This is a genomic window from Aeromonas sp. Y311-2, from assembly GCF_027706025.1.
Lineage (GTDB): Bacteria > Pseudomonadota > Gammaproteobacteria > Enterobacterales > Aeromonadaceae > Aeromonas > Aeromonas veronii.
Map to the genome: position 1 here is coordinate 67,310 of NZ_JAPDCL010000001.1, position 17,932 is coordinate 85,241.

A 17,932-nucleotide genomic window follows, 5' to 3' on the forward strand; every position below is an offset into this window, starting at 1 on the left:
ATGTATATGGATCAGGCGAGTGGTCTGCGCAAAATGCGTCAAAACAATCGAGTAAAAGTAATCGCCGTTTCCGGTGGTAAAGGTGGCGTGGGCAAGACCAACGTGACCCTGAACGTGGCCGGAGCCATGGCCGCCCAAGGCAAGCGGGTGATGGTGCTGGATGCCGACCTGGGTCTGGCCAACGTCGACGTCATGCTGGGGCTGCGGGTTCATCGCAACCTCTCCCACGTGCTGGCGGGTGAATGCACCATCGACGATATCATCGTCGATGGCCCCTACGGTATGATGATCGTGCCTGCGACCTCGGGCACCCAGTCCATGGTCGAGCTTTCTCCGGTGCAGCATGCCGAGCTTATCCGTGCCTTCAGCGAGATGAAGACCCAGGTCGACATCCTGTTGGTGGATACGGCTGCGGGGATCTCCGACATGGTGCTGAGCTTCACCCGTGCCGCTCAGGACATCATGGTGGTGGTCTGCGATGAGCCGACCTCCATCACCGATGCCTACGCCCTCATCAAGATCCTCTCAAAAGATCACGGTGTGTTTCGTTTCAAGGTGGTGGCCAATATGGTGCGCAGTCTGCGCGAAGGGCAGGAGCTCTTTGCCAAACTGACCCGGGTCACGGATCGTTTCCTCGACACCTCGCTGGAGCTGGTCGCCTGTGTACCCTATGACACCAATCTGCGTGCCGCCGTGCGCAAGCAGAAGCTGATTGTCGAGGCGTTTCCCAAGTCGCCGGCCGCACTGGCGTTCCGGGCCCTTGCCAACAAGGCGGCGAGCTGGCCGGTTCCCAACCAGCCGGGCGGCCATCTGGAGTTTTTCCTGGAAAATTTGTTGCAGAAACCGGCCACAACACAGGAAGGTTCCCGTGAATAAAGCCCAAGCGTACTTGCGTCATCAGGATTCCTATGTGCTGGTGGAGCGTCATGCTCCCCTGGTCAAGCGAATTGCCCAGCATTTGTTGGCTCGCCTGCCCAGCAGTGTCTTGCTGGATGACCTGATCCAGGCAGGTATGATTGGGCTGCTTGAAGCCTCCCGCAATTTTGACGGTAGCAAGGGGGCCAGCTTCGAGACGTATGCCGGGATCCGCATCCGAGGCGCCATGCTGGATGAGATCCGGCGTGGTGACTGGGTACCCCGCTCTGTGCATCGCAACAGTCGGGCTATTGCAGAAGCGATCGAGAATGTCGAGCAGACGCACGGTCGTGACGCGCGAGATACCGAGGTTGCTGCCGAGATGGGGGTCTCCATCGCTGATTACCATGCGATGCTGCAAGACGTCTCTTGCGGGAAAATTATCGGCATCGAAGATCTGGGGGTCAGCGAGGATGTGATCGGTAACCCCGATGATGCTCCTTCAGGCTCGGGATTCGATGAATTGGCTGCCGAGCGATTTCAGATTCAATTATCCGAGCAAATTGGTCGTCTACCAGAGAGAGAAGCTTTGGTTCTCTCTCTTTACTACGATGAAGAGCTGAATTTGCGTGAAATTGGCGAGGTTTTGAATGTCAGCGAGTCGCGTGTGAGCCAGATCCACAGTCAGGCAATGCACAGATTGCGTGCTCGTTTGAGAGATTGGCATCTATAAGTGTTTGTACTGGCTACACTGAGATGAAACTCTAAGGCATAATCCGCACGACACAACCCGTTTTTAGCATCATGTAAGTGAGCCACTCTGGTGGCTATTTAGGAGGGAATTTTGGACAAGAACATGAAAATCCTCATTGTTGACGATTTTTCAACGATGCGCCGGATTATCAAGAACTTGCTGCGCGACTTGGGATTCAACAATACCCATGAGGCGGATGACGGCAATACAGCGCTGCCGATGCTGAAAAATGGTGATTTTCAGTTTGTAGTTACCGACTGGAACATGCCTGGCATGCAAGGTATTGACCTGCTTAAAGCCATCCGTGTCGATGAGAAGCTCAAGCATCTGCCGGTACTGATGGTAACTGCTGAAGCCAAACGTGAGCAGATCATTGAAGCCGCCCAAGCTGGCGTCAACGGTTACATCGTCAAGCCCTTCACCGCAGCAACGCTCAAAGAAAAACTCGACAAAATTTTCGAACGAATTGGCTAAGGAGCTGCAGGGATGATGGCCAAAACGAGAGCAATGATTTCGCTCGACCAGGCAAGGATGCTTGTTGCTCATCTGGAGCAAGGCGAATTTGAGCTGGCCGATGAACTGCTTGCCGAAGTATGTGCCCCCAACGCAGCCGATCTGTTTGAAAAAGTAGGTCAGCTGACCCGACAACTGCATGATTCACTTCAAGAGTTTCGCCTCGACCCCCGTATTCCCGATTTGGCTACCCATGACATTCCCGATGCTCGGGAGCGTTTGAGCTACGTTATCGATATGACCGACAAAGCGGCCAATCGCACAATGGATGCGGTGGAAGCCAGTTTGCCGATAGCGGATCGCCTGAATGACAATATCCAGCTGGTGATGCCGAACTGGAATGCCCTGATGTCTCGTGACATGAGCGTGGGGCAGTTCAAATCCTTATGTCACCAACTTGATGATTTTATTAAGGCTTCAGAGTCTGATGCCGATAAATTACGGCAACTGCTGACAGAAATCCTGATGGCACAAGATTTTCAGGATTTGACAGGTCAGATGATCCGCAAGGTCATCAAGCTTGTTCAGGAAGTTGAAACAAAATTAATAGAAATGCTGACCATGTTTGGTGAGGCTTCTGCTGAGCATTCAACTCGTAGTATTCCTGTCAACGGGATTGAAGCAGAGGGTCCTATCATGAACCCCGAGGCTCGTGCCGATGTGGTCAATGGTCAGGATGATGTGGACGATCTGCTGTCTAGCTTGGGATTCTAATGGAGTGACGCATGGCCTTCGAAGTTGATGAAGACATACTGCAAGACTTTCTGGTCGAAGCATCCGAAATATTGGAACAGTTGTCTGAACAACTGGTCGACTTGGAAAAGCGGCCCGATGACAAGAACCTGTTGAATGCTATCTTTCGCGGTTTCCATACCGTGAAAGGGGGAGCAGGTTTTCTGTCGCTCGGTGAACTGGTTGATGTATGCCACGGTGCGGAAAACGTGTTCGATATCTTGCGTAATGGCAAGCGAACCGTTACTGCGGAGCTGATGGATGTGATCCTGCAAGCGCTGGATGCCATCAATGTCATGTTCGCCCAGGTTCAAAATCGCGAAGCACCCAGCCCTGCGTCAGATGATTTGCTTCATGACCTCCATGAATTGTGCAAGCCAGAAGGGGAAGAGCAACTGCGCACTGCTACGAGTGTGGCTGCGGCTGTAGAATCTGAACCTGCAGCACCGGTAGTTGTTGAAGAAGTTGCTCCAGAAGTTGTTGAACCTGCAGCCATCAGCAGCGAGCCTGCTCCTGTCAATGGCGGCGGCTCGATCGATGAAATTTCTGCAGACGAATTCGAGCGTCTGCTGGACGAGCTCCACGGCGTGGGTGGGGCTCCGACCAAGACGGCTGCAGCAGCCCCGATAGCCGGTGGCTCTGGCGATATCACCGATGATGAGTTTGAGGCCTTGCTGGACCAGCTCCATGGCCAGGGACAGCACATGGGGGCACCAGAGGTGAATCCTCTGAAGTCGGTGCAAAAAGAGGTGGACGAGCTTATCGATGATGATGAGTTTGAGCGTCTGCTTGATGAATTGCATGGTCGTGGCCAAGGGCCTCAGAGTACTCTGGCACCTGCCGCACCTGCCGCACCTGCCGCACCTGCTGCGGTGACTCCGCCCAAACCGGCCACTCCTGTAGCCAAACCAGCACCGGCGGCCACCGGAAAACCTGCCGAAGCAGCCAAAGCACCAGCGCCTGCCGCCAAGGCGGCTCCTGCGCCAGTAGAAAACAGTGCCGTGCAAAGCGATACGACGGTGCGGGTGGATACCAAGACTCTCGATGTCATCATGAACATGGTAGGTGAGTTGGTACTGGTCCGTAACCGGCTGGTGAGCTTGGGTATTGCCAGTAATGATGAAGAGATGTCAAAGGCGGTTGCCAATCTGGATGTGGTAACGGCTGACCTGCAAGGGGCGGTGATGAAAACCCGCATGCAGCCAATCAAGAAGGTATTTGGTCGTTTCCCGCGCGTGGTGCGTGATCTGGCCAGAACCCTCAAGAAAGAGATTGAGTTGGTGATGGTGGGGGAAGAGACCGATCTTGATAAAAACCTGGTAGAGGCGCTCGCCGATCCTCTGGTTCACCTCGTTCGCAACTCCTGCGATCACGGGGTCGAAATGCCGGATGTGCGGGAGAAAGCGGGCAAGCCGCGGCAAGGGACAATTACCCTTAGCGCCTCCCAGCAAGGTGACCATATTCTGCTTTGCATCGAGGATGATGGGGCAGGGATGGATCCGGAGAAACTCAAGTCCATCGCAATCAGTCGCGGTGTTCTGGATGCAGATACTGCCGCTCGCATGAGCGACAACGATGCCTATAACCTGATCTTTGCCCCGGGTTTTTCAACCAAGGCCGAGATCTCCGATATATCTGGCCGTGGTGTCGGAATGGACGTGGTTAAAACCAGCATTGTCAGCCTCAATGGGTCAGTGCACATAGATTCCACTTGGGGGAAAGGTACCCGTCTCGAAATCAAGGTTCCGTTGACGCTAGCCATTCTGCCGACGCTGATGGTTGAAGTGGGTGAGCAAACCTTCGCACTTCCCCTTGGTTGTGTGAACGAGATTTTCCATCTGGATCTCAAAAAGGCCAACATGGTTGATGGCCAGCTCACCATCATTGTACGCGAGAAGGCGATACCGCTTTTCTATCTGCATAAATGGTTGATTCGTGGCGCCAACAAACGTTCACGTCAGGATACCGGACATGTGGTGATCGTGCAGATTGGCACTCAGCAAATCGGGTTTGTGGTAGACAGCCTGATTGGTCAGGAAGAGGTAGTGATCAAGCCACTCGATAACCTGCTGCAAGGCACCCCTGGCATGGCCGGGGCGACCATTACCAGTGATGGTGGAATTGCTCTTATTTTGGATGTGCCGAGTCTGCTCAAAGCATATGCGCGTAGACATTAATAGCTCAGGCCCAAGGAGTTAGAAAAACAACAATGGCAGTCAAGGTATTAGTTGTCGACGATTCGAGCTTCTTTCGCCGTCGGGTGAGCGAGATCATCAATCAGGATCCCATGCTGACGGTGATTGATACGGCCCAGAATGGACGTGAAGCGGTGGACAAGGCGATGTCGCTGCGCCCTGATGTGATCACCATGGACATCGAAATGCCCGTGATGGATGGCATAAGTGCGGTGCGGGAGATCATGGCCAAGTGCCCAACCCCCATTCTGATGTTCTCCTCCCTGACCCATGAAGGGGCCAAGGCTACGCTGGATGCGCTGGACGCCGGTGCCCTGGACTTCTTGCCCAAGAAGTTTGAGGACATTGCCAGAGACAAAGATGAAGCGGTCAGACTGTTGCAACAGCGGGTGAAGGAGATCTCCCGCAAGCGCTTCCTGATGACATCCGCTGCTCGTCCCAAAGCACCTGAACCGGTTGCTCGTGTTCCTCTGGGCAGCACAGCGCCCAGATCTTCAGATCGTCAGCCTGACCTGCAACGCACTGTGCCAAGTGCCTCATTCAAGCGCAGTGGCAAGAGTTATCAGTTGGTGGCGATCGGTACTTCTACCGGTGGACCTGTTGCTTTGCAAAATGTGCTGACCAAGTTGCCGGGGGATTTTCCCCATCCCATCCTGCTTATCCAGCATATGCCAGCCACTTTTACCGCCGCGTTTGCTGCCCGTCTCAACGGGTTATGTCAGATTGGCGTCAAGGAAGCGGAAGATGGCGATGTGCTTAAACCTGGGCATGCCTACCTTGCTCCCGGTGGTAAGCAGATGCTGTTGGAAGGTCGTGGTGCAGGGGCCCGCATTCGCATCGTCGATGGCAACGACAAGGTAAATTACAAGCCTTGTGTGGACATCACCTTTGCCTCTGCGGCCAAAACCTATGCCGACAAGGTATTGGCGATTGTGCTGACCGGTATGGGGGCTGATGGCCGTGATGGTGCCAGACTGCTGAAAGAGCAGGGATCAACCATCTGGGCTCAGGATGAGGCTTCCTGCGTGGTATATGGTATGCCCCAAGCAGTAGCCAAAGCGGGGATTGCCAGCGAATCACTCCCTCTGGACAAGGTGGCCCAGCGTATTCTGGTTGAGTTGGGGCGCTAATCATGGGCTTGCTAGGTCTGCTCCTGGCATTGGGGGCTATTGCCATTGCCCAACTGTGGCATGGCGGCTCCCTGTTGACGCTGGTAGACGGCCCCGCTTTTTTGATCGTGCTGGGTGGTACCGTTGGTGCAGTTACCTTGCAGACTCCAGCCAAGTACATCCTGCTGGCGTTGCGCCAGCTGTTATGGATTTTTACCCCTCCCCACCAAGATCTTGCGACGCAGGCCGAACGATTGCAGTCATGGGCCGTCTTTGCGCGCCAGCAAGGGCTGCTTGCCCTTGAAAATCAGGCCGAGCAGGAGGAAGACAACTTTACCCGTCAAGGGCTCGGCATGATTGTCGATGGGGTCTCCACAGAGGATATCCGTATGCTGCTGGAAGCGGACATCGATATCGAGCAGGAGCGCAATGAACATGCCGCCAGGGTATTTGAAGCCATGGGGGGGTACAGTCCGACCATCGGGATCATCGGTGCCGTGCTGGGCCTGATCCAGGCCATGTTTCATCTCGAAGACCCGTCAGCACTGGGGGCGGGGATCGCAGTGGCATTTGTGGCAACCATCTATGGAGTGGGGTTTGCCAACCTCATCTACCTGCCTATCGCCAACCGGCTACGTGCATTTCACTATCACTACGCACTCTTTCAGGAGATGACCTTGGAAGGGCTGCTGGCTATCGCCCATGGTGAAAACGGCTTGCAGGTTGAACGCCGGCTCAGGGCCTATTTGAAAGGAGAGTAGCCATGCGCAAGCGCTATCGGTTGCACTTGCAGGGTCGCGAGCATCTTGACCGCTGGCTGGTCTCCTATGCCGATTATATGACGCTGATCTTTGCATTGTTCGTGGTGCTCTACTCTGTTGCGCTGGTGAACAAGGACAAGTATCGCGCGGTGATTGATGGTATGAGCCAGGCGTTCAGTGTCATGCAGTCTGGCGGCAATGGCTTGCTTGAAGGGCAGGGTAATTCCCTGCTGGATAACCCAGTATCTGCCTCTCCATCGTTGCTGGAAAGTCCAGCATCCCCCTCTCCTTCACTTGCTCCCATTTCTGGTGTGCCAGTGCTGCAAGATGGCGCGACACTTGCAGAACTCGATATGCAGTTGCAACAGAGCATGGGCTCGCTGGTGGATGCCGGTATCGTCAAACTGACGCAGGATGAGAACTGGCTGACGGTTGAACTCAGTTCCGGCTTGTTGTTTGGCAGCGGCAGTGCCTTTTTGGGACCAAACGCTGCACCGGTCATTAATACTCTTTCAAGTATTCTCAAACCGGTCGATAACTATGTAAGGGTTCGGGGTTATACCGATAACCAACAGATAAATAATGAAATTTATCGTTCTAACTGGGCGCTTTCTGCTGCTCGGGCAGAAGCGGTACTCAATGGTTTGATTGCAGATGGGATCGCCCCCCAGCGTCTGGCGTTCGAGGCATATGGCGAGTTTTCCCCCTTTGCTGACAACGGCAGCGAGCAGGGCAGACTGCAGAATCGCAAGGTTGTGGTCGCTATCTCCAAATTTGCCTGGGTGCCGCCAGCACCTGTGGTTGCAACGCCTACGGTAGTTGCTGAACCGGTTCCTACTGTACAACAGGCGGTGGATGCGGGGGAGATAAAGGTGATCACCTTGCCCGGTGGTGGCATACGCATAACAACAAGGCAGGATTGATACAGTGATTGTTTGGACGGTTGCCAACCAGAAAGGTGGTGTGGGTAAAACCACCACAGTGGTCTCGCTTGCGGGGATCCTGGCCCAGCGTGGCCAGCGGGTGCTGTTGATTGATACCGACCCCCATGCTTCGCTGACTGCATATCTTGATTTTGATTCAGATCGCCTGGATGGAACCCTCTATGAGTTGTTTCAAGCTGTCAAACCGACAGCCGAGCTTGTCAATAAACTGACGCTCAAGACCAAGTTCGAAAATATCAACTTGCTGCCAGCATCTATTACCTTGGCAACTCTTGATCGGGTGATGGGCAATCGTGAGGGGATGGGACTGGTACTGAAACGGGCACTGCTGCGCATTCAGGATCAATATGATTACGTGCTGATCGATTGCCCGCCAGTGCTGGGAGTGATGATGGTCAACGCGCTGGCTGCCTGCGATCGCATTCTGGTGCCTGTCCAGACCGAATTTCTGGCCCTTAAGGGGTTGGAGCGGATGATGAAAACATTCGAGATCATGCAGCGTTCCAAGCGTGACAAGTTCCGTTATACCGTGATCCCGACCATGTTCGACAAGCGCACCCGTGCCTCTCTGATGACCTTGAAGTCGATCAAGGATCAGTATGGAGATTCAGTGTGGAATGCGGTGATCCCTATTGATACCAAGTTTCGGGATGCCAGCTTGCTGCATATCCCCCCGTCTATCTATTCTCCCGGGAGTCGTGGAACCTATGCATACGAAACGCTGCTCAACCATCTTGATGCCCTTGAGCGGCAACGGGTTCATGAGGTGACGGCATGAGAGATACCATTCAAGTTCGGGCGATGGATGACTATTTCCACTCCCTGCTGCTCGATGAGCCACTGGTGCTGGATGAGGTGGAAGAGGTTCAATCTGCCCCTGTTTTACAGTTGCAACGTCAGCCCCAAAGCGTCCCCGAGGTAGTCGCCGCACCTTACCTCGAAAGCGATCCACGGCTTGCCCAGCTCGGTGAGCTATTGGCTCAGGTGGGACAAGTCCAGTTCGAAAATGATGCCTTCACCCAGGAGATAACACTCACCGCACCGCTGGAGATTGTGGCGGAGGAGTCACTGTTGCCGGTGGAGCCTGAATGGCCTGCGGAAGTGCTACTCCCCGAGGTTGCAGAGCCCCATACTACTATCCTGACCGAGACGGCGCTGGAGGTTGCTCCGGTAGAGGCCAGTGAACCGGTCGCCTGGGAAAATATCGATACCGGTAAAGAGTTTCAGGCCCTTTTCTTTGAAGTCGCGGGCGTGACGTTTGCGGTGCCGTTGACCGAGCTGGGTGGTATTCATCAGCTGGGCGAGATCACCTCCCTGTTTGGCCAGCCTGGCTGGTACAAGGGGATCATGACCTCCCGCGAGCAGAAGATGAATGTGGTCGATACTGCCCAGTGGGTCATGCCGGGTCAGCATCTCGAGATGGATGATTACAAGTATTTGATTATGCTTGGTGAATCGCCGTGGGGATTAGCCTGCCACCATCTCAAAGGGACTGAATTGTTACACCGTGACCAGGTTAAATGGCGCCATCAGGAGGGCAAGCGCCCCTGGTTGGCTGGCATGGTCAAAGAAAAAATGTGTGCCCTGTTACATGTTCGCGAACTGCTCCTGTTGCTGGAGCGTGGGGTTAACATAGAAGGTCGCTGATAACTTCTGCAATCGAGCTGTTTTATTGCTAGTTTTAGCAGTAGACGTTTTCATAAAAGGAATAAAAACATGACAGAAAAGCGCAATATTGCACAGAATCTGGCCGAAGATGAAGTGCTGCAATGGGTAACCTTCCAACTGGAAAACGAAACCTACGGCATCAATGTGATGCAGGTTCAGGAGGTGTTGCGCTACACCGAAATTGCACCGGTGCCGGGTGCGCCTGAGTACGTACTGGGGATCATCAACCTGCGTGGCAATGTGGTGACTGTCATCGATACCCGTTCCCGCTTCGGTCTGCCTTCCGGTGATGTGAGTGAAAACTCCCGGATTGTGATCATTGAGGCCGAGAAGCAGGTGATCGGCATCATGGTCGACAGTGTGGCGGAAGTGGTTTATCTGCGCTCTTCCGAGATCGATGCGGCACCTGCGGTCGGTACTGAAGAGAGCGCCAAGTTTATTCAGGGGGTGAGTAACCGCGATGGGCAACTGCTGATCCTGGTTGACTTGAACAAGCTGCTCTCCGATGAAGAGTGGGAAGATATCGGTTCCCTCTGATAAGTAAGGTGATGTTTTGATAATCGAGATGGTTGCCTTGGGGATGTCCCTGATTGCCTTGGTGTTTGCCTCTTATATCTGGTTCAAGAGCAAGCGCAGCAAGCAGGAGTCCGAGGCCAGTGTGGCAACCCTGCAAGGTCAGTTGGAAAGCTTGCGCAAGCAGATGATGGAACTCCATACCGGTGCCATTGGCATGGGGCAGCGTCTGCAGTCGGTGGAAGGGGCTATGCAGCAGGTCAATGAGCGCCAGCAAGAGCTGACCATGCAGGATCCCGAACGCAGGCTCTACAGCCGAGCGGCAAAGATGGTCGAACTGGGCGCCGATCTTGATGAAGTCATGAGTGAGTGCGAGTTGCCAAAGGCAGAGGCTGAGCTCTTGATATCGTTGCGAAAAGGTCGCTCTTGATGATTCAGGAAGGCAATTGCCTTCCTGAATTTTATGGCGTGCAGCCGCTTGTCCCCCGTCTGCGTTGAGCGGATGGTTTCTACCGCATTTTCTTTGTGATCCCGGTCGCCAGTCAGTTCAATTGTTGCATCTTTGAAAAGACGTATTCCAATACTGTGTTAAGATGCAGACCGCTTCATTTTCTCTGAAAAAATCCCCATGCTGCTTCAAGTTAACAATCTGAGCTGCGTGCGCGAAGATCGCACTCTGTTTGAACACCTCTCTTTCTCTGTTGCGCCCGGCGATCTGGTGCAAATTGAAGGGCCCAACGGGGTCGGCAAGACCAGCCTGTTGCGGTTGTTGACCGGGCTGTCGCAGCCGTTTGCCGGTGAGGTGTGCTGGAATGGGGAGAATATTCGTCACTGTCGTGATGAGTATCATGCCAATCTGCTCTATCTCGGCCATCAGCCCGGTGTCAAAGCGGCGCTGACCCCTTTTGAAAACCTGAAGTTCTACCAGCAGTTACATCACCCGCAGCAAACAGAGACTGACTTGTGGCAGATATTGGCCCGGGTAGGGCTTGCCGGGTTTGAAGAGAACCCGACCGGGCAACTCTCTGCCGGTCAGCAACGCCGGGTGGCGCTGGCCAGACTCTGGCTGTCACAGAAACCGGTACTCTGGATCCTCGATGAGCCCTTTACCGCCATCGACAAGCAGGGGGTCAAGGTGCTCGAGCAGCTCTTTTTGGCCCACGCCGAGCGGGGCGGCATGGTGATCCTCACCACCCATCAGGATCTGACCCTGATGCAGGGACGGCTGAAGACTATCTCGTTGGCCCCCTTCGCCTCGACATTGCAGGAGTAACGCCATGTTGCGCGCTGTTATGCACCTTATTCACCGTGAACTGCTGATGGCCCTGCGCCAGCGTTCCGATATTCTCAATCCGCTCTGGTTTTTCCTCATCGTCATCACCCTGTTTCCGTTAGGCATTGGCCCGGAGCCCAAACTGCTGGCCCGTATTGCCCCGGGGATTATCTGGGTGGCGGCGCTATTGGCGGCCATGTTGTCGCTGGAGCGGCTGTTTCGCGATGACTTTGCCGATGGCGCGCTGGAGCAGATGATGCTGATGCCGCACCCGCTGGGCTTGCTGGCGCTGGCGAAAGTGGTCGCTCACTGGCTGCTGACCGGCTTGCCGCTGCTGCTGATCTCTCCCTTGCTGGCGATTTTGCTGTCGCTGGATATGAACACCTATCTGGCTGTCGTCGCGACGCTGGCACTGGGCACTCCAGTATTGAGTCTGCTCGGCGCGGTCGGAGTCGCGTTGACGGTGGGACTGCGCAAAGGCGGGGTGCTGCTTAGTCTGCTGATCCTGCCGCTCTATATTCCGGTACTGATTTTTGCCACCTCAGCCATCGATGCCGCGGGGATGAGCTTGCCCTATGGCGGGCAGCTTGCCATTCTGGCCGCCATGCTGGTGGGGGCTTTGACACTGACGCCGCTGGCTGTGTCGGCGGCGTTGCGGGTCAGCCTCAACTGATGGCCGTGAGCTGAACCGGATTTGGCTCCGAACGGAGTCTTTTTGCAAAAAATAATGTTGCGATGGATCAAGGAGAGTGCCGCTTATTGCTTTCGGGGTATTTGATGCTGCCCTGCGGTCGGTATGGTAGGCCTCGCCAAACGATTAATAACAAAAAGGTTTTGTGAGCTATGTGGAAATGGTTGCACCCTTATGCCAAACCGGAGCGGGCCTATCAGCTGGCAGGCACGCTGTTGCCCTGGTTTGCGGTGATTAGTCTGCTCTCGTTTGTGATCGGTACTGTCTGGGGCCTCGCGTTTGCGCCAGCGGATTACCAGCAGGGAGATTCGTTCCGGATCATCTATATCCACGTGCCTTCCGCCATTCTCTCCATGGGGGCCTACTCCACCATGGCGGTGGCCGCCTTTATCGGCCTGGTGTGGCAGCTGCGGATGGCGGACATGGCGGTTGCAGCCATTGCGCCGGTCGGCGCCGTATTTACCTTTATTGCCCTCTTTACCGGTGCCGCCTGGGGCAAACCGATGTGGGGAACCTGGTGGGTCTGGGATGCCCGTCTCACCTCCGAGCTGATTTTGCTGTTCCTCTACCTCGGCGTCATTGCTCTCTACAACGCCTTCAGCGACAAGGTGGTCGCTGGCCGTGCGGCCGGCATTCTGGCGCTGGTCGGGGTGATCAACCTGCCCATCATTCACTACTCGGTGGAGTGGTGGAATACCCTGCATCAGGGGGCCACCATCACCAAATTTGACAAACCCTCCATTTCCCCCGAGATGCTTTGGCCGCTGCTGATCATGATCCTGGCATTTGCTGCATTTCTCGGGGCCCTGACCCTGATGCGTTTTCGCAATGAACTCCTGATGCGGGAGTGGCATCGCCCCTGGGTCAAAGAGATTGCAGAGCAGGAGAAGTAAGCATGCACTTTGCCTCTTTCAGTGATTTTATGGCGATGGGCGGTTACGCCTTCTATGTCTGGCTCTCTTTTGGCCTGACGTTGGTGTGTCTGGTCGGCATCATCATTTCTACCCGCATGAAAACCCGCAGCCTGCTCGCCGAGTTGCGCAGCAAACAGGCGCGTGAGGCCCGTCGCAAGGCGGCCCAGCAGATGGAGAACACCCTATGAACCCGAGACGCAAAAAACGCCTCACCATCATTCTTGCCATCACCCTGGGCCTCGCCACCGTGAGCGGCCTGGTGCTTTACGCCCTCAGTCAGAATATCGACCTCTTCTATACCCCGAGCGAGCTGGTGGAGGGGAAGGGGCCGGACAAGATCAAGCCGGAAGAGGGGCAGCGCCTGCGCATCGGTGGATTGGTCGTGCCGGGGTCGGTGCAGCGGGATCCCCAGAGCCTCAAGGTTGCCTTCAAGCTGGTGGATAACGGCGGTCATCTGGTGAAGGTCGAGTTTGACGGCATCCTGCCGGATCTGTTTCGTGAAGGGCAGGGGATTGTTGCCCAGGGCACCCTCAAGGATGCCACGACCGTAGAGGCGTTCGAGGTGTTGGCCAAGCACGATGAGAACTACATGCCGCCGGAAGTGGCCGATGCCACCAACGGCATGCACTTCAAGCCGGAGTATACCGAGGCGCAGTTGAAGGGAGCCAAGCAGTGATCCCTGTGGTGTTTGCCTTTTCCGCTTTGCCTGCCGTGCGTGGTGCGGCTGTTGTCACCGTTCAATTGAAAGGAATGCCTTCATGATCCCGGAATTAGGTCAGTTTGCGCTGATCCTGGCCTTTGCCACCGCCCTGCTGCTGGGGAGCTACCCGCTGCTAGGCGCCAGTTGGGGGCGTCTTGGCATGATGTCGGCGGCCCGTCCGCTCGCCTATGCCCAGTTCTTGTTGCTGCTGCTGTCGTTTCTCTGCCTGACCTGGGCTTTTATCGATAACGACTTCACCGTGCAGTATGTGGCCACTAACTCCAACAGCCTGCTGCCGCTTGCCTATCGCATTTCCGCCGTATGGGGGGCCCACGAAGGCTCCCTGCTGCTGTGGGTTCTGACCCTGGGTGGCTGGACTGCGGCGGTGGCCATGTTCAGCCGTCGTCTGCCGCTCGATGCGGTGGCTCGGGTACTCGGCGTGTTGGGGCTGATCTCGGTCGGCTTCACTGCCTTCGTGCTGTTCACCTCCGATCCCTTCACCCGCACCTTGCCCTATTTCCCGGTAGATGGTCGTGACCTCAATCCGCTGCTGCAGGATCCGGGTCTTATCTTCCATCCGCCGATGCTCTACATGGGTTATGTGGGCTTCTCGGTGGCGTTTGCCTTTGCCATTGCTTCGCTGATGACCGGTCGTCTCGATGCGACCTGGGCCCGCTGGTCGCGCCCCTGGACCATGGCGGCCTGGGTATTCCTGACCCTCGGCATAGTGCTCGGCTCCTGGTGGGCCTACTACGAGCTCGGCTGGGGCGGTTGGTGGTTCTGGGATCCGGTAGAAAACGCCTCGTTTATGCCCTGGCTGGCGGGCACCGCTCTGCTGCACTCGCTGGCGGTGAGCGAGAAGCGCGCCACCTTCAAGGCGTGGACCGTGCTGCTAGCCCTCTCCGCCTTCTCGCTGAGCCTGCTGGGTACCTTCCTGGTGCGCTCCGGCGTGCTGGTGTCGGTTCATGCGTTTGCCTCCGATCCGACCCGCGGTCTGTTTATTCTCGGCTTCCTGCTGGCGGTGATCGGCTCATCCTTGCTGCTGTTTGCCTTCAAAGGCTCGCAGGTGAAGAGCCACGGCAAACACGAGCTGTGGAGCCGCGAGACCCTGCTGCTTTGCAACAACATCATGCTGGTGGCGGGTCTGCTGACCGTGCTGCTCGGTACCTTGCTGCCGCTGGTGCACAAGGAGCTGGGGCTGGGGAGCATCTCTATCGGTACTCCCTTCTTCAACCACATCTACAGCTGGCTGATCATCCCGTTTGCCCTGCTGCTGGGGGTTGGCCCGCTGTTTCGCTGGCGTCGTCAGGAGCTGGGGGAGCTCAAAAGCAAGGTGGTTGTGGCACTGGTGCTGAGTCTGGCCGCAGCCTTGCTGTTGCCGCTGCTCTTTGCCGAAACCTTCAAGCCGTGGGCGGCGGTAGGGATTGGTCTGGGCGCCTGGATCATCGTCACCAGCGTGCAGGAGACCTGGGCGCGAGCGACCCACAAGCACGGCTTTGCAGTCGGTGTGCGCAAGCTTGGCAACAGCCACTGGGCCATGATCCTTGGCCATGTGGGGCTGGCAGTCAGCATCATAGGTATCGCCTGCACCCAGAACTACAGCATCGAGAAGGATCTGCGAATGCAGGCGGGTGATCGGGTGCACTTTGCCGATTACGAGTTTGTCTTTGCCGGGATCAAGGAGAAGAACGGCCCCAACTACGATGGCTTCAAGGGCGTGCTGGAAGTGCACCGCAATGGCAAGCAGGTCGCCCTGCTCAAGCCCGAGAAGCGGATGTACAAGGTGACCCGGATGCCGATGACCGAAGCGGCCATCGATGCCGGTATCACCCGCGATCTCTATGCGGCGCTGGGGGAACAGCTCGACAACGGAGCCTGGGCGGTGCGGATCTACTACAAGCCGTTCGTGCGCTGGATCTGGTTCGGCGGCGTCTTTATGGCCATTGGTGGCGTACTGGCGATGCTCGACAAGCGTTACCGTTTCGGCCGTCGTGATGAGGAGGCCAAGGCATGAACAAAAAGACCTGGTTGTTTTTAATCCCCTTTATCGTCTTTTTGCTGGGGGCTGTGTTCCTGTTCAAAGGGCTCTACTCCGATCCCACCAAGCTTGAGTCCGTGATGGTGGGCAAAGAGGTGCCGGTGTTCACCCTGCAGGACATTTACGATCTGAACAAACAGCACGATCGCAGTATCCTGACTGGTCGCCCCATGCTGCTCAACGTCTGGGCCACTTGGTGCCCCACCTGCTATGGCGAGCACACCTACCTCAAACAGTTGGCGGGGCAGGGTATTCCCATCATCGGCATGAACTACAAGGATGAGCGCGACAAGGCGATCAAATGGCTGGCGGAGCTGGGCAACCCCTATCAGGTCAACCTCTATGATCCGGACGGCATGCTGGGGCTGGATCTCGGGGTATATGGCGCACCGGAGACCTTCTTTATCGACAGCAAGGGGATCATCCGGTATCGCCACGTGGGGGATATCAACCCCGAGAACTGGGCGTCGACCCTCAAACCCATCTTTGATGCCATGAAGTGAGGGGAGTCCTGATGAGAGTATTTATTGCTTCCCTGCTGCTGTTGCTGGGATGGGTGGTGCAAGCGCCGGCCATGGCCGCTATCGATGTCTACACCTTCGACAACGACAATCAGGAGCAGGTCTTTCGCGAACTGACCAAGGAGCTGCGCTGCCCCAAGTGTCAGAACCAGGATATCGCCGACTCCAATGCAGGGCTGGCCAAGGATCTGCGCGACAAGACCTACCAGATGGTGCGCGAGGGTAAGGATAAAGAGGAGATCGTGGATTACATGGTGGCCCGCTACGGCAACTTTATCCTCTATAACCCGCCCCTGATGGCCTCCACCCTGATCCTCTGGCTCGGCCCGCTGCTGGTGATCCTGATCGGTGGCGCCGTGGTCGTGATGCGCAGCCGCCGGCCCCCTGCGGTGAAAAAACAACTGGATAACGCCTTGAGCGAGGAGGAGCAGCGCCGACTGGCCGAGCTGCTCAAAGAGGAAGAGAAACAATGACCGCTTTTTGGATAGTGATTGCGGGCTTGCTGGTGCTGGTGAGTCTGGCGCTCGTCGTGCCGCTGTGGCGTGGTGAAGGCAAACAGAGCATCAGTCGCTCGGCGCTCAACAAACAGCTCTATCGCCAGCGGCTGCTGGAAATTGGCGAAGAGCGCGAGCAGGGTGTTCTGGCTGAGGAGTCCGACTCGCTGGTCGAGCTGCAACGAAGCCTCTTGGATGATATCCCTGATGTGGAGCAGACCGCCCGCAGTGGCAAGAGTCTGATCTGGATCCCGGGTGTGCTGGTGCTGTTGGTGGTGAGCCTGGGGCTCTACTACAAGTTGGGCTCCTGGCAAGAGGTGAGTCGCTGGCAAGATGCCAGCAGCCGTCTTGGCGAGCTGAGCAACCGCATTCTGGTGGAACGCGATGCCCAGGTGACCGAGCAGGATCTGCTGGATTTCACGCTGGCACTGCGTACCCGCCTCAAGGATGAACCGAACGACTACCGCGGCTGGCTGCTGCTGGGACGTTTGGCGCTGGATGGCAATGATCCTGAAATGGCCAGCGAGGCGCTGGAGCGGGCCTACACGCTGGCTCCCCAGAAATCGCTGGTGGCGGTGCCCTACGCGCAGGCGCTAATGATGACGGGGGATGAGGCGCAAGCGGATGCCCTGTTGCAAGCGGCTATCGCGCAGGATCCGGACAATATCGAAGCACGCTCTGTCTATGCCTTTATGGCGCTGCAAAAAGAGGACTTCCAGACCGCGCTGTCTCGCTGGCAGGCGATGTTGCCACTGATGGAGAAAGGTACCCCCCGTTACGTGATGGTCGAGCGCTCCATGGAGTATGCCCGCGCGCAGCTCAAGCAGCGCGGCATCGAGGTGACGAATTCAGGCGTAGCCAAAGCGGGCGCAGTTGAGGGACAACCGCTGGCGGTGAAGGAGGGGGAATTCCCCATCCACGTCACGTTGGCTGCGGGCATTCAGATGCCGGAAGATGCCCATCTCTTCGTCTTTGCCGTGGTGCCCAACGGGCCGCCCATGCCTATCGCCGTGAAGCGTATCGCAGGGCCAACCCTGCCAGTTACCCTGTCACTCGGGGATGGCGATGCCATGATGGAAGGTAGCAAACTGGAGGCCTATCCGGAGCTGCAGTTCAAGGCGCGTCTCTCGCGCGGTGGCAATGTGATGAACAAGGAAGGAGCCTTCGAAGGGGTATCCGTGCCGGTCAAGACGGCCGAGATCCCTGCTGCTCCGATTGACATCCGCATCGATCACGCCCTCTAATATGCCTTTGGAT

The 17,932-nt window shown here is 56.3% G+C and carries 21 protein-coding genes; all 21 read left to right on the plus strand.

All coding sequences use genetic code 11. The features are described from left to right. The 21 genes from OKC42_RS00330 (at position 1) to ccmI (ending at position 17,919) form a co-directional block, all read left to right on the plus strand. Positions 1-876: a MinD/ParA family protein gene (locus OKC42_RS00330; RefSeq protein WP_270819005.1), complete on the plus strand. Its 876-nt coding sequence runs from the start codon at positions 1-3 to the stop codon at positions 874-876. Continuing rightward, positions 869-1,588, plus strand: a complete 720-nt coding sequence (locus tag OKC42_RS00335) for an RNA polymerase sigma factor FliA (protein WP_019444723.1) — start codon at positions 869-871, stop codon at positions 1,586-1,588. The genes OKC42_RS00330 and OKC42_RS00335 overlap by 8 nt, the downstream gene beginning before the upstream one ends. A gap of 123 nt (positions 1,589-1,711) precedes the next feature. Further along, on the plus strand, positions 1,712-2,083 hold the full coding sequence (gene cheY, locus OKC42_RS00340) for a chemotaxis response regulator CheY (protein ID WP_005334709.1): 372 nt from the start codon (positions 1,712-1,714) through the stop codon (positions 2,081-2,083). Between the two features lie 12 nt (positions 2,084-2,095). Continuing rightward, positions 2,096-2,836, plus strand: coding sequence for a protein phosphatase CheZ (locus tag OKC42_RS00345; protein ID WP_005353668.1), 741 nt, complete (start codon positions 2,096-2,098; stop codon positions 2,834-2,836). An 11-nt stretch (positions 2,837-2,847) separates the two neighbouring features. Further along, positions 2,848-5,031, plus strand: coding sequence for a chemotaxis protein CheA (locus tag OKC42_RS00350; RefSeq protein ID WP_270818856.1), 2,184 nt, complete (start codon positions 2,848-2,850; stop codon positions 5,029-5,031). 32 nt (positions 5,032-5,063) lie between these two features. After that, positions 5,064-6,179: a protein-glutamate methylesterase/protein-glutamine glutaminase gene (locus OKC42_RS00355; RefSeq protein WP_064335787.1), complete on the plus strand. Its 1,116-nt coding sequence runs from the start codon at positions 5,064-5,066 to the stop codon at positions 6,177-6,179. Positions 6,180-6,181: 2 nt separating this feature from the next. Further along, positions 6,182-6,919, plus strand: coding sequence for a flagellar motor protein (locus OKC42_RS00360; protein WP_005334700.1), 738 nt, complete (start codon positions 6,182-6,184; stop codon positions 6,917-6,919). A 2-nt stretch (positions 6,920-6,921) separates the two neighbouring features. Beyond that, entirely contained in the window at positions 6,922-7,842 is a 921-nt protein-coding gene (locus tag OKC42_RS00365) for a flagellar motor protein MotB (protein ID WP_270818858.1), read from the plus strand. A gap of 4 nt (positions 7,843-7,846) precedes the next feature. Next, positions 7,847-8,641 (plus strand): ParA family protein, encoded by a 795-nt coding sequence (locus tag OKC42_RS00370; protein ID WP_005334696.1) that lies wholly within the window; start codon positions 7,847-7,849, stop codon positions 8,639-8,641. After that, on the plus strand, positions 8,638-9,510 hold the full coding sequence (locus tag OKC42_RS00375; RefSeq protein WP_042054452.1) for a chemotaxis protein CheW: 873 nt from the start codon (positions 8,638-8,640) through the stop codon (positions 9,508-9,510). Before OKC42_RS00370 ends, OKC42_RS00375 begins: the two co-directional genes overlap by 4 nt. 69 nt (positions 9,511-9,579) lie before the next feature. Continuing rightward, a complete protein-coding gene (locus OKC42_RS00380) occupies positions 9,580-10,068 on the plus strand; it encodes a chemotaxis protein CheW (protein ID WP_005298836.1) in 489 nt (162 codons plus the stop codon). A gap of 28 nt (positions 10,069-10,096) precedes the next feature. Continuing rightward, positions 10,097-10,474: a DUF2802 domain-containing protein gene (locus OKC42_RS00385; protein ID WP_005362036.1), complete on the plus strand. Its 378-nt coding sequence runs from the start codon at positions 10,097-10,099 to the stop codon at positions 10,472-10,474. Between the two features lie 198 nt (positions 10,475-10,672). After that, positions 10,673-11,317 carry a cytochrome c biogenesis heme-transporting ATPase CcmA gene (ccmA, locus tag OKC42_RS00390; protein ID WP_270818860.1) on the plus strand — a complete coding sequence of 215 codons (645 nt, stop codon included), beginning with the start codon at positions 10,673-10,675 and terminating at the stop codon, positions 11,315-11,317. Positions 11,318-11,321: 4 nt separating this feature from the next. Continuing rightward, on the plus strand, positions 11,322-11,990 hold the full coding sequence (ccmB, locus tag OKC42_RS00395; protein ID WP_005353658.1) for a heme exporter protein CcmB: 669 nt from the start codon (positions 11,322-11,324) through the stop codon (positions 11,988-11,990). Between the two features lie 170 nt (positions 11,991-12,160). Continuing rightward, the gene (locus OKC42_RS00400) at positions 12,161-12,901 is read left to right on the plus strand and encodes a heme ABC transporter permease (RefSeq protein WP_216975434.1); all 741 of its coding nucleotides are present in this window, start codon (positions 12,161-12,163) and stop codon (positions 12,899-12,901) included. A 2-nt stretch (positions 12,902-12,903) separates the two neighbouring features. Next, complete coding sequence (ccmD, locus tag OKC42_RS00405) at positions 12,904-13,110, plus strand: heme exporter protein CcmD (protein ID WP_005353657.1); 207 nt, start codon at positions 12,904-12,906, stop codon at positions 13,108-13,110. Continuing rightward, a complete protein-coding gene (ccmE, locus tag OKC42_RS00410) occupies positions 13,107-13,598 on the plus strand; it encodes a cytochrome c maturation protein CcmE (protein ID WP_005334685.1) in 492 nt (163 codons plus the stop codon). The genes ccmD and ccmE overlap by 4 nt, the downstream gene beginning before the upstream one ends. 82 nt (positions 13,599-13,680) lie before the next feature. Further along, on the plus strand, positions 13,681-15,636 hold the full coding sequence (locus OKC42_RS00415) for a heme lyase CcmF/NrfE family subunit (protein ID WP_270818862.1): 1,956 nt from the start codon (positions 13,681-13,683) through the stop codon (positions 15,634-15,636). Further along, positions 15,633-16,163: a DsbE family thiol:disulfide interchange protein gene (locus tag OKC42_RS00420; protein ID WP_005353655.1), complete on the plus strand. Its 531-nt coding sequence runs from the start codon at positions 15,633-15,635 to the stop codon at positions 16,161-16,163. The genes OKC42_RS00415 and OKC42_RS00420 overlap by 4 nt, the downstream gene beginning before the upstream one ends. An 11-nt stretch (positions 16,164-16,174) precedes the next feature. Beyond that, positions 16,175-16,654: a cytochrome c-type biogenesis protein gene (locus tag OKC42_RS00425; protein ID WP_017788562.1), complete on the plus strand. Its 480-nt coding sequence runs from the start codon at positions 16,175-16,177 to the stop codon at positions 16,652-16,654. Further along, positions 16,651-17,919 (plus strand): c-type cytochrome biogenesis protein CcmI, encoded by a 1,269-nt coding sequence (gene ccmI / locus OKC42_RS00430; protein ID WP_270818864.1) that lies wholly within the window; start codon positions 16,651-16,653, stop codon positions 17,917-17,919. The genes OKC42_RS00425 and ccmI overlap by 4 nt, the downstream gene beginning before the upstream one ends. The last annotated feature ends 13 nt before the right edge of the window (positions 17,920-17,932 follow it).

Coding starts and splice junctions, on each gene's coding strand:
- OKC42_RS00330 (WP_270819005.1), top strand. CDS start 1: ATGTATATGGATCAGGCGAGTGGTCTGCGCAAAATGCGTCAAAACAAT.
- cheY (WP_005334709.1), top strand. CDS start 1,712: ATGAAAATCCTCATTGTTGACGATTTTTCAACGATGCGCCGGATTATC.
- OKC42_RS00345 (WP_005353668.1), top strand. CDS start 2,096: ATGATGGCCAAAACGAGAGCAATGATTTCGCTCGACCAGGCAAGGATG.
- OKC42_RS00350 (WP_270818856.1), top strand. CDS start 2,848: ATGGCCTTCGAAGTTGATGAAGACATACTGCAAGACTTTCTGGTCGAA.
- OKC42_RS00355 (WP_064335787.1), top strand. CDS start 5,064: ATGGCAGTCAAGGTATTAGTTGTCGACGATTCGAGCTTCTTTCGCCGT.
- OKC42_RS00360 (WP_005334700.1), top strand. CDS start 6,182: ATGGGCTTGCTAGGTCTGCTCCTGGCATTGGGGGCTATTGCCATTGCC.
- OKC42_RS00365 (WP_270818858.1), top strand. CDS start 6,922: ATGCGCAAGCGCTATCGGTTGCACTTGCAGGGTCGCGAGCATCTTGAC.
- OKC42_RS00375 (WP_042054452.1), top strand. CDS start 8,638: ATGAGAGATACCATTCAAGTTCGGGCGATGGATGACTATTTCCACTCC.
- OKC42_RS00380 (WP_005298836.1), top strand. CDS start 9,580: ATGACAGAAAAGCGCAATATTGCACAGAATCTGGCCGAAGATGAAGTG.
- OKC42_RS00385 (WP_005362036.1), top strand. CDS start 10,097: ATGGTTGCCTTGGGGATGTCCCTGATTGCCTTGGTGTTTGCCTCTTAT.
- ccmA (WP_270818860.1), top strand. CDS start 10,673: ATGCTGCTTCAAGTTAACAATCTGAGCTGCGTGCGCGAAGATCGCACT.
- ccmB (WP_005353658.1), top strand. CDS start 11,322: ATGTTGCGCGCTGTTATGCACCTTATTCACCGTGAACTGCTGATGGCC.
- OKC42_RS00400 (WP_216975434.1), top strand. CDS start 12,161: ATGTGGAAATGGTTGCACCCTTATGCCAAACCGGAGCGGGCCTATCAG.
- ccmD (WP_005353657.1), top strand. CDS start 12,904: ATGCACTTTGCCTCTTTCAGTGATTTTATGGCGATGGGCGGTTACGCC.
- ccmE (WP_005334685.1), top strand. CDS start 13,107: ATGAACCCGAGACGCAAAAAACGCCTCACCATCATTCTTGCCATCACC.
- OKC42_RS00415 (WP_270818862.1), top strand. CDS start 13,681: ATGATCCCGGAATTAGGTCAGTTTGCGCTGATCCTGGCCTTTGCCACC.
- OKC42_RS00420 (WP_005353655.1), top strand. CDS start 15,633: ATGAACAAAAAGACCTGGTTGTTTTTAATCCCCTTTATCGTCTTTTTG.
- OKC42_RS00425 (WP_017788562.1), top strand. CDS start 16,175: ATGAGAGTATTTATTGCTTCCCTGCTGCTGTTGCTGGGATGGGTGGTG.
- ccmI (WP_270818864.1), top strand. CDS start 16,651: ATGACCGCTTTTTGGATAGTGATTGCGGGCTTGCTGGTGCTGGTGAGT.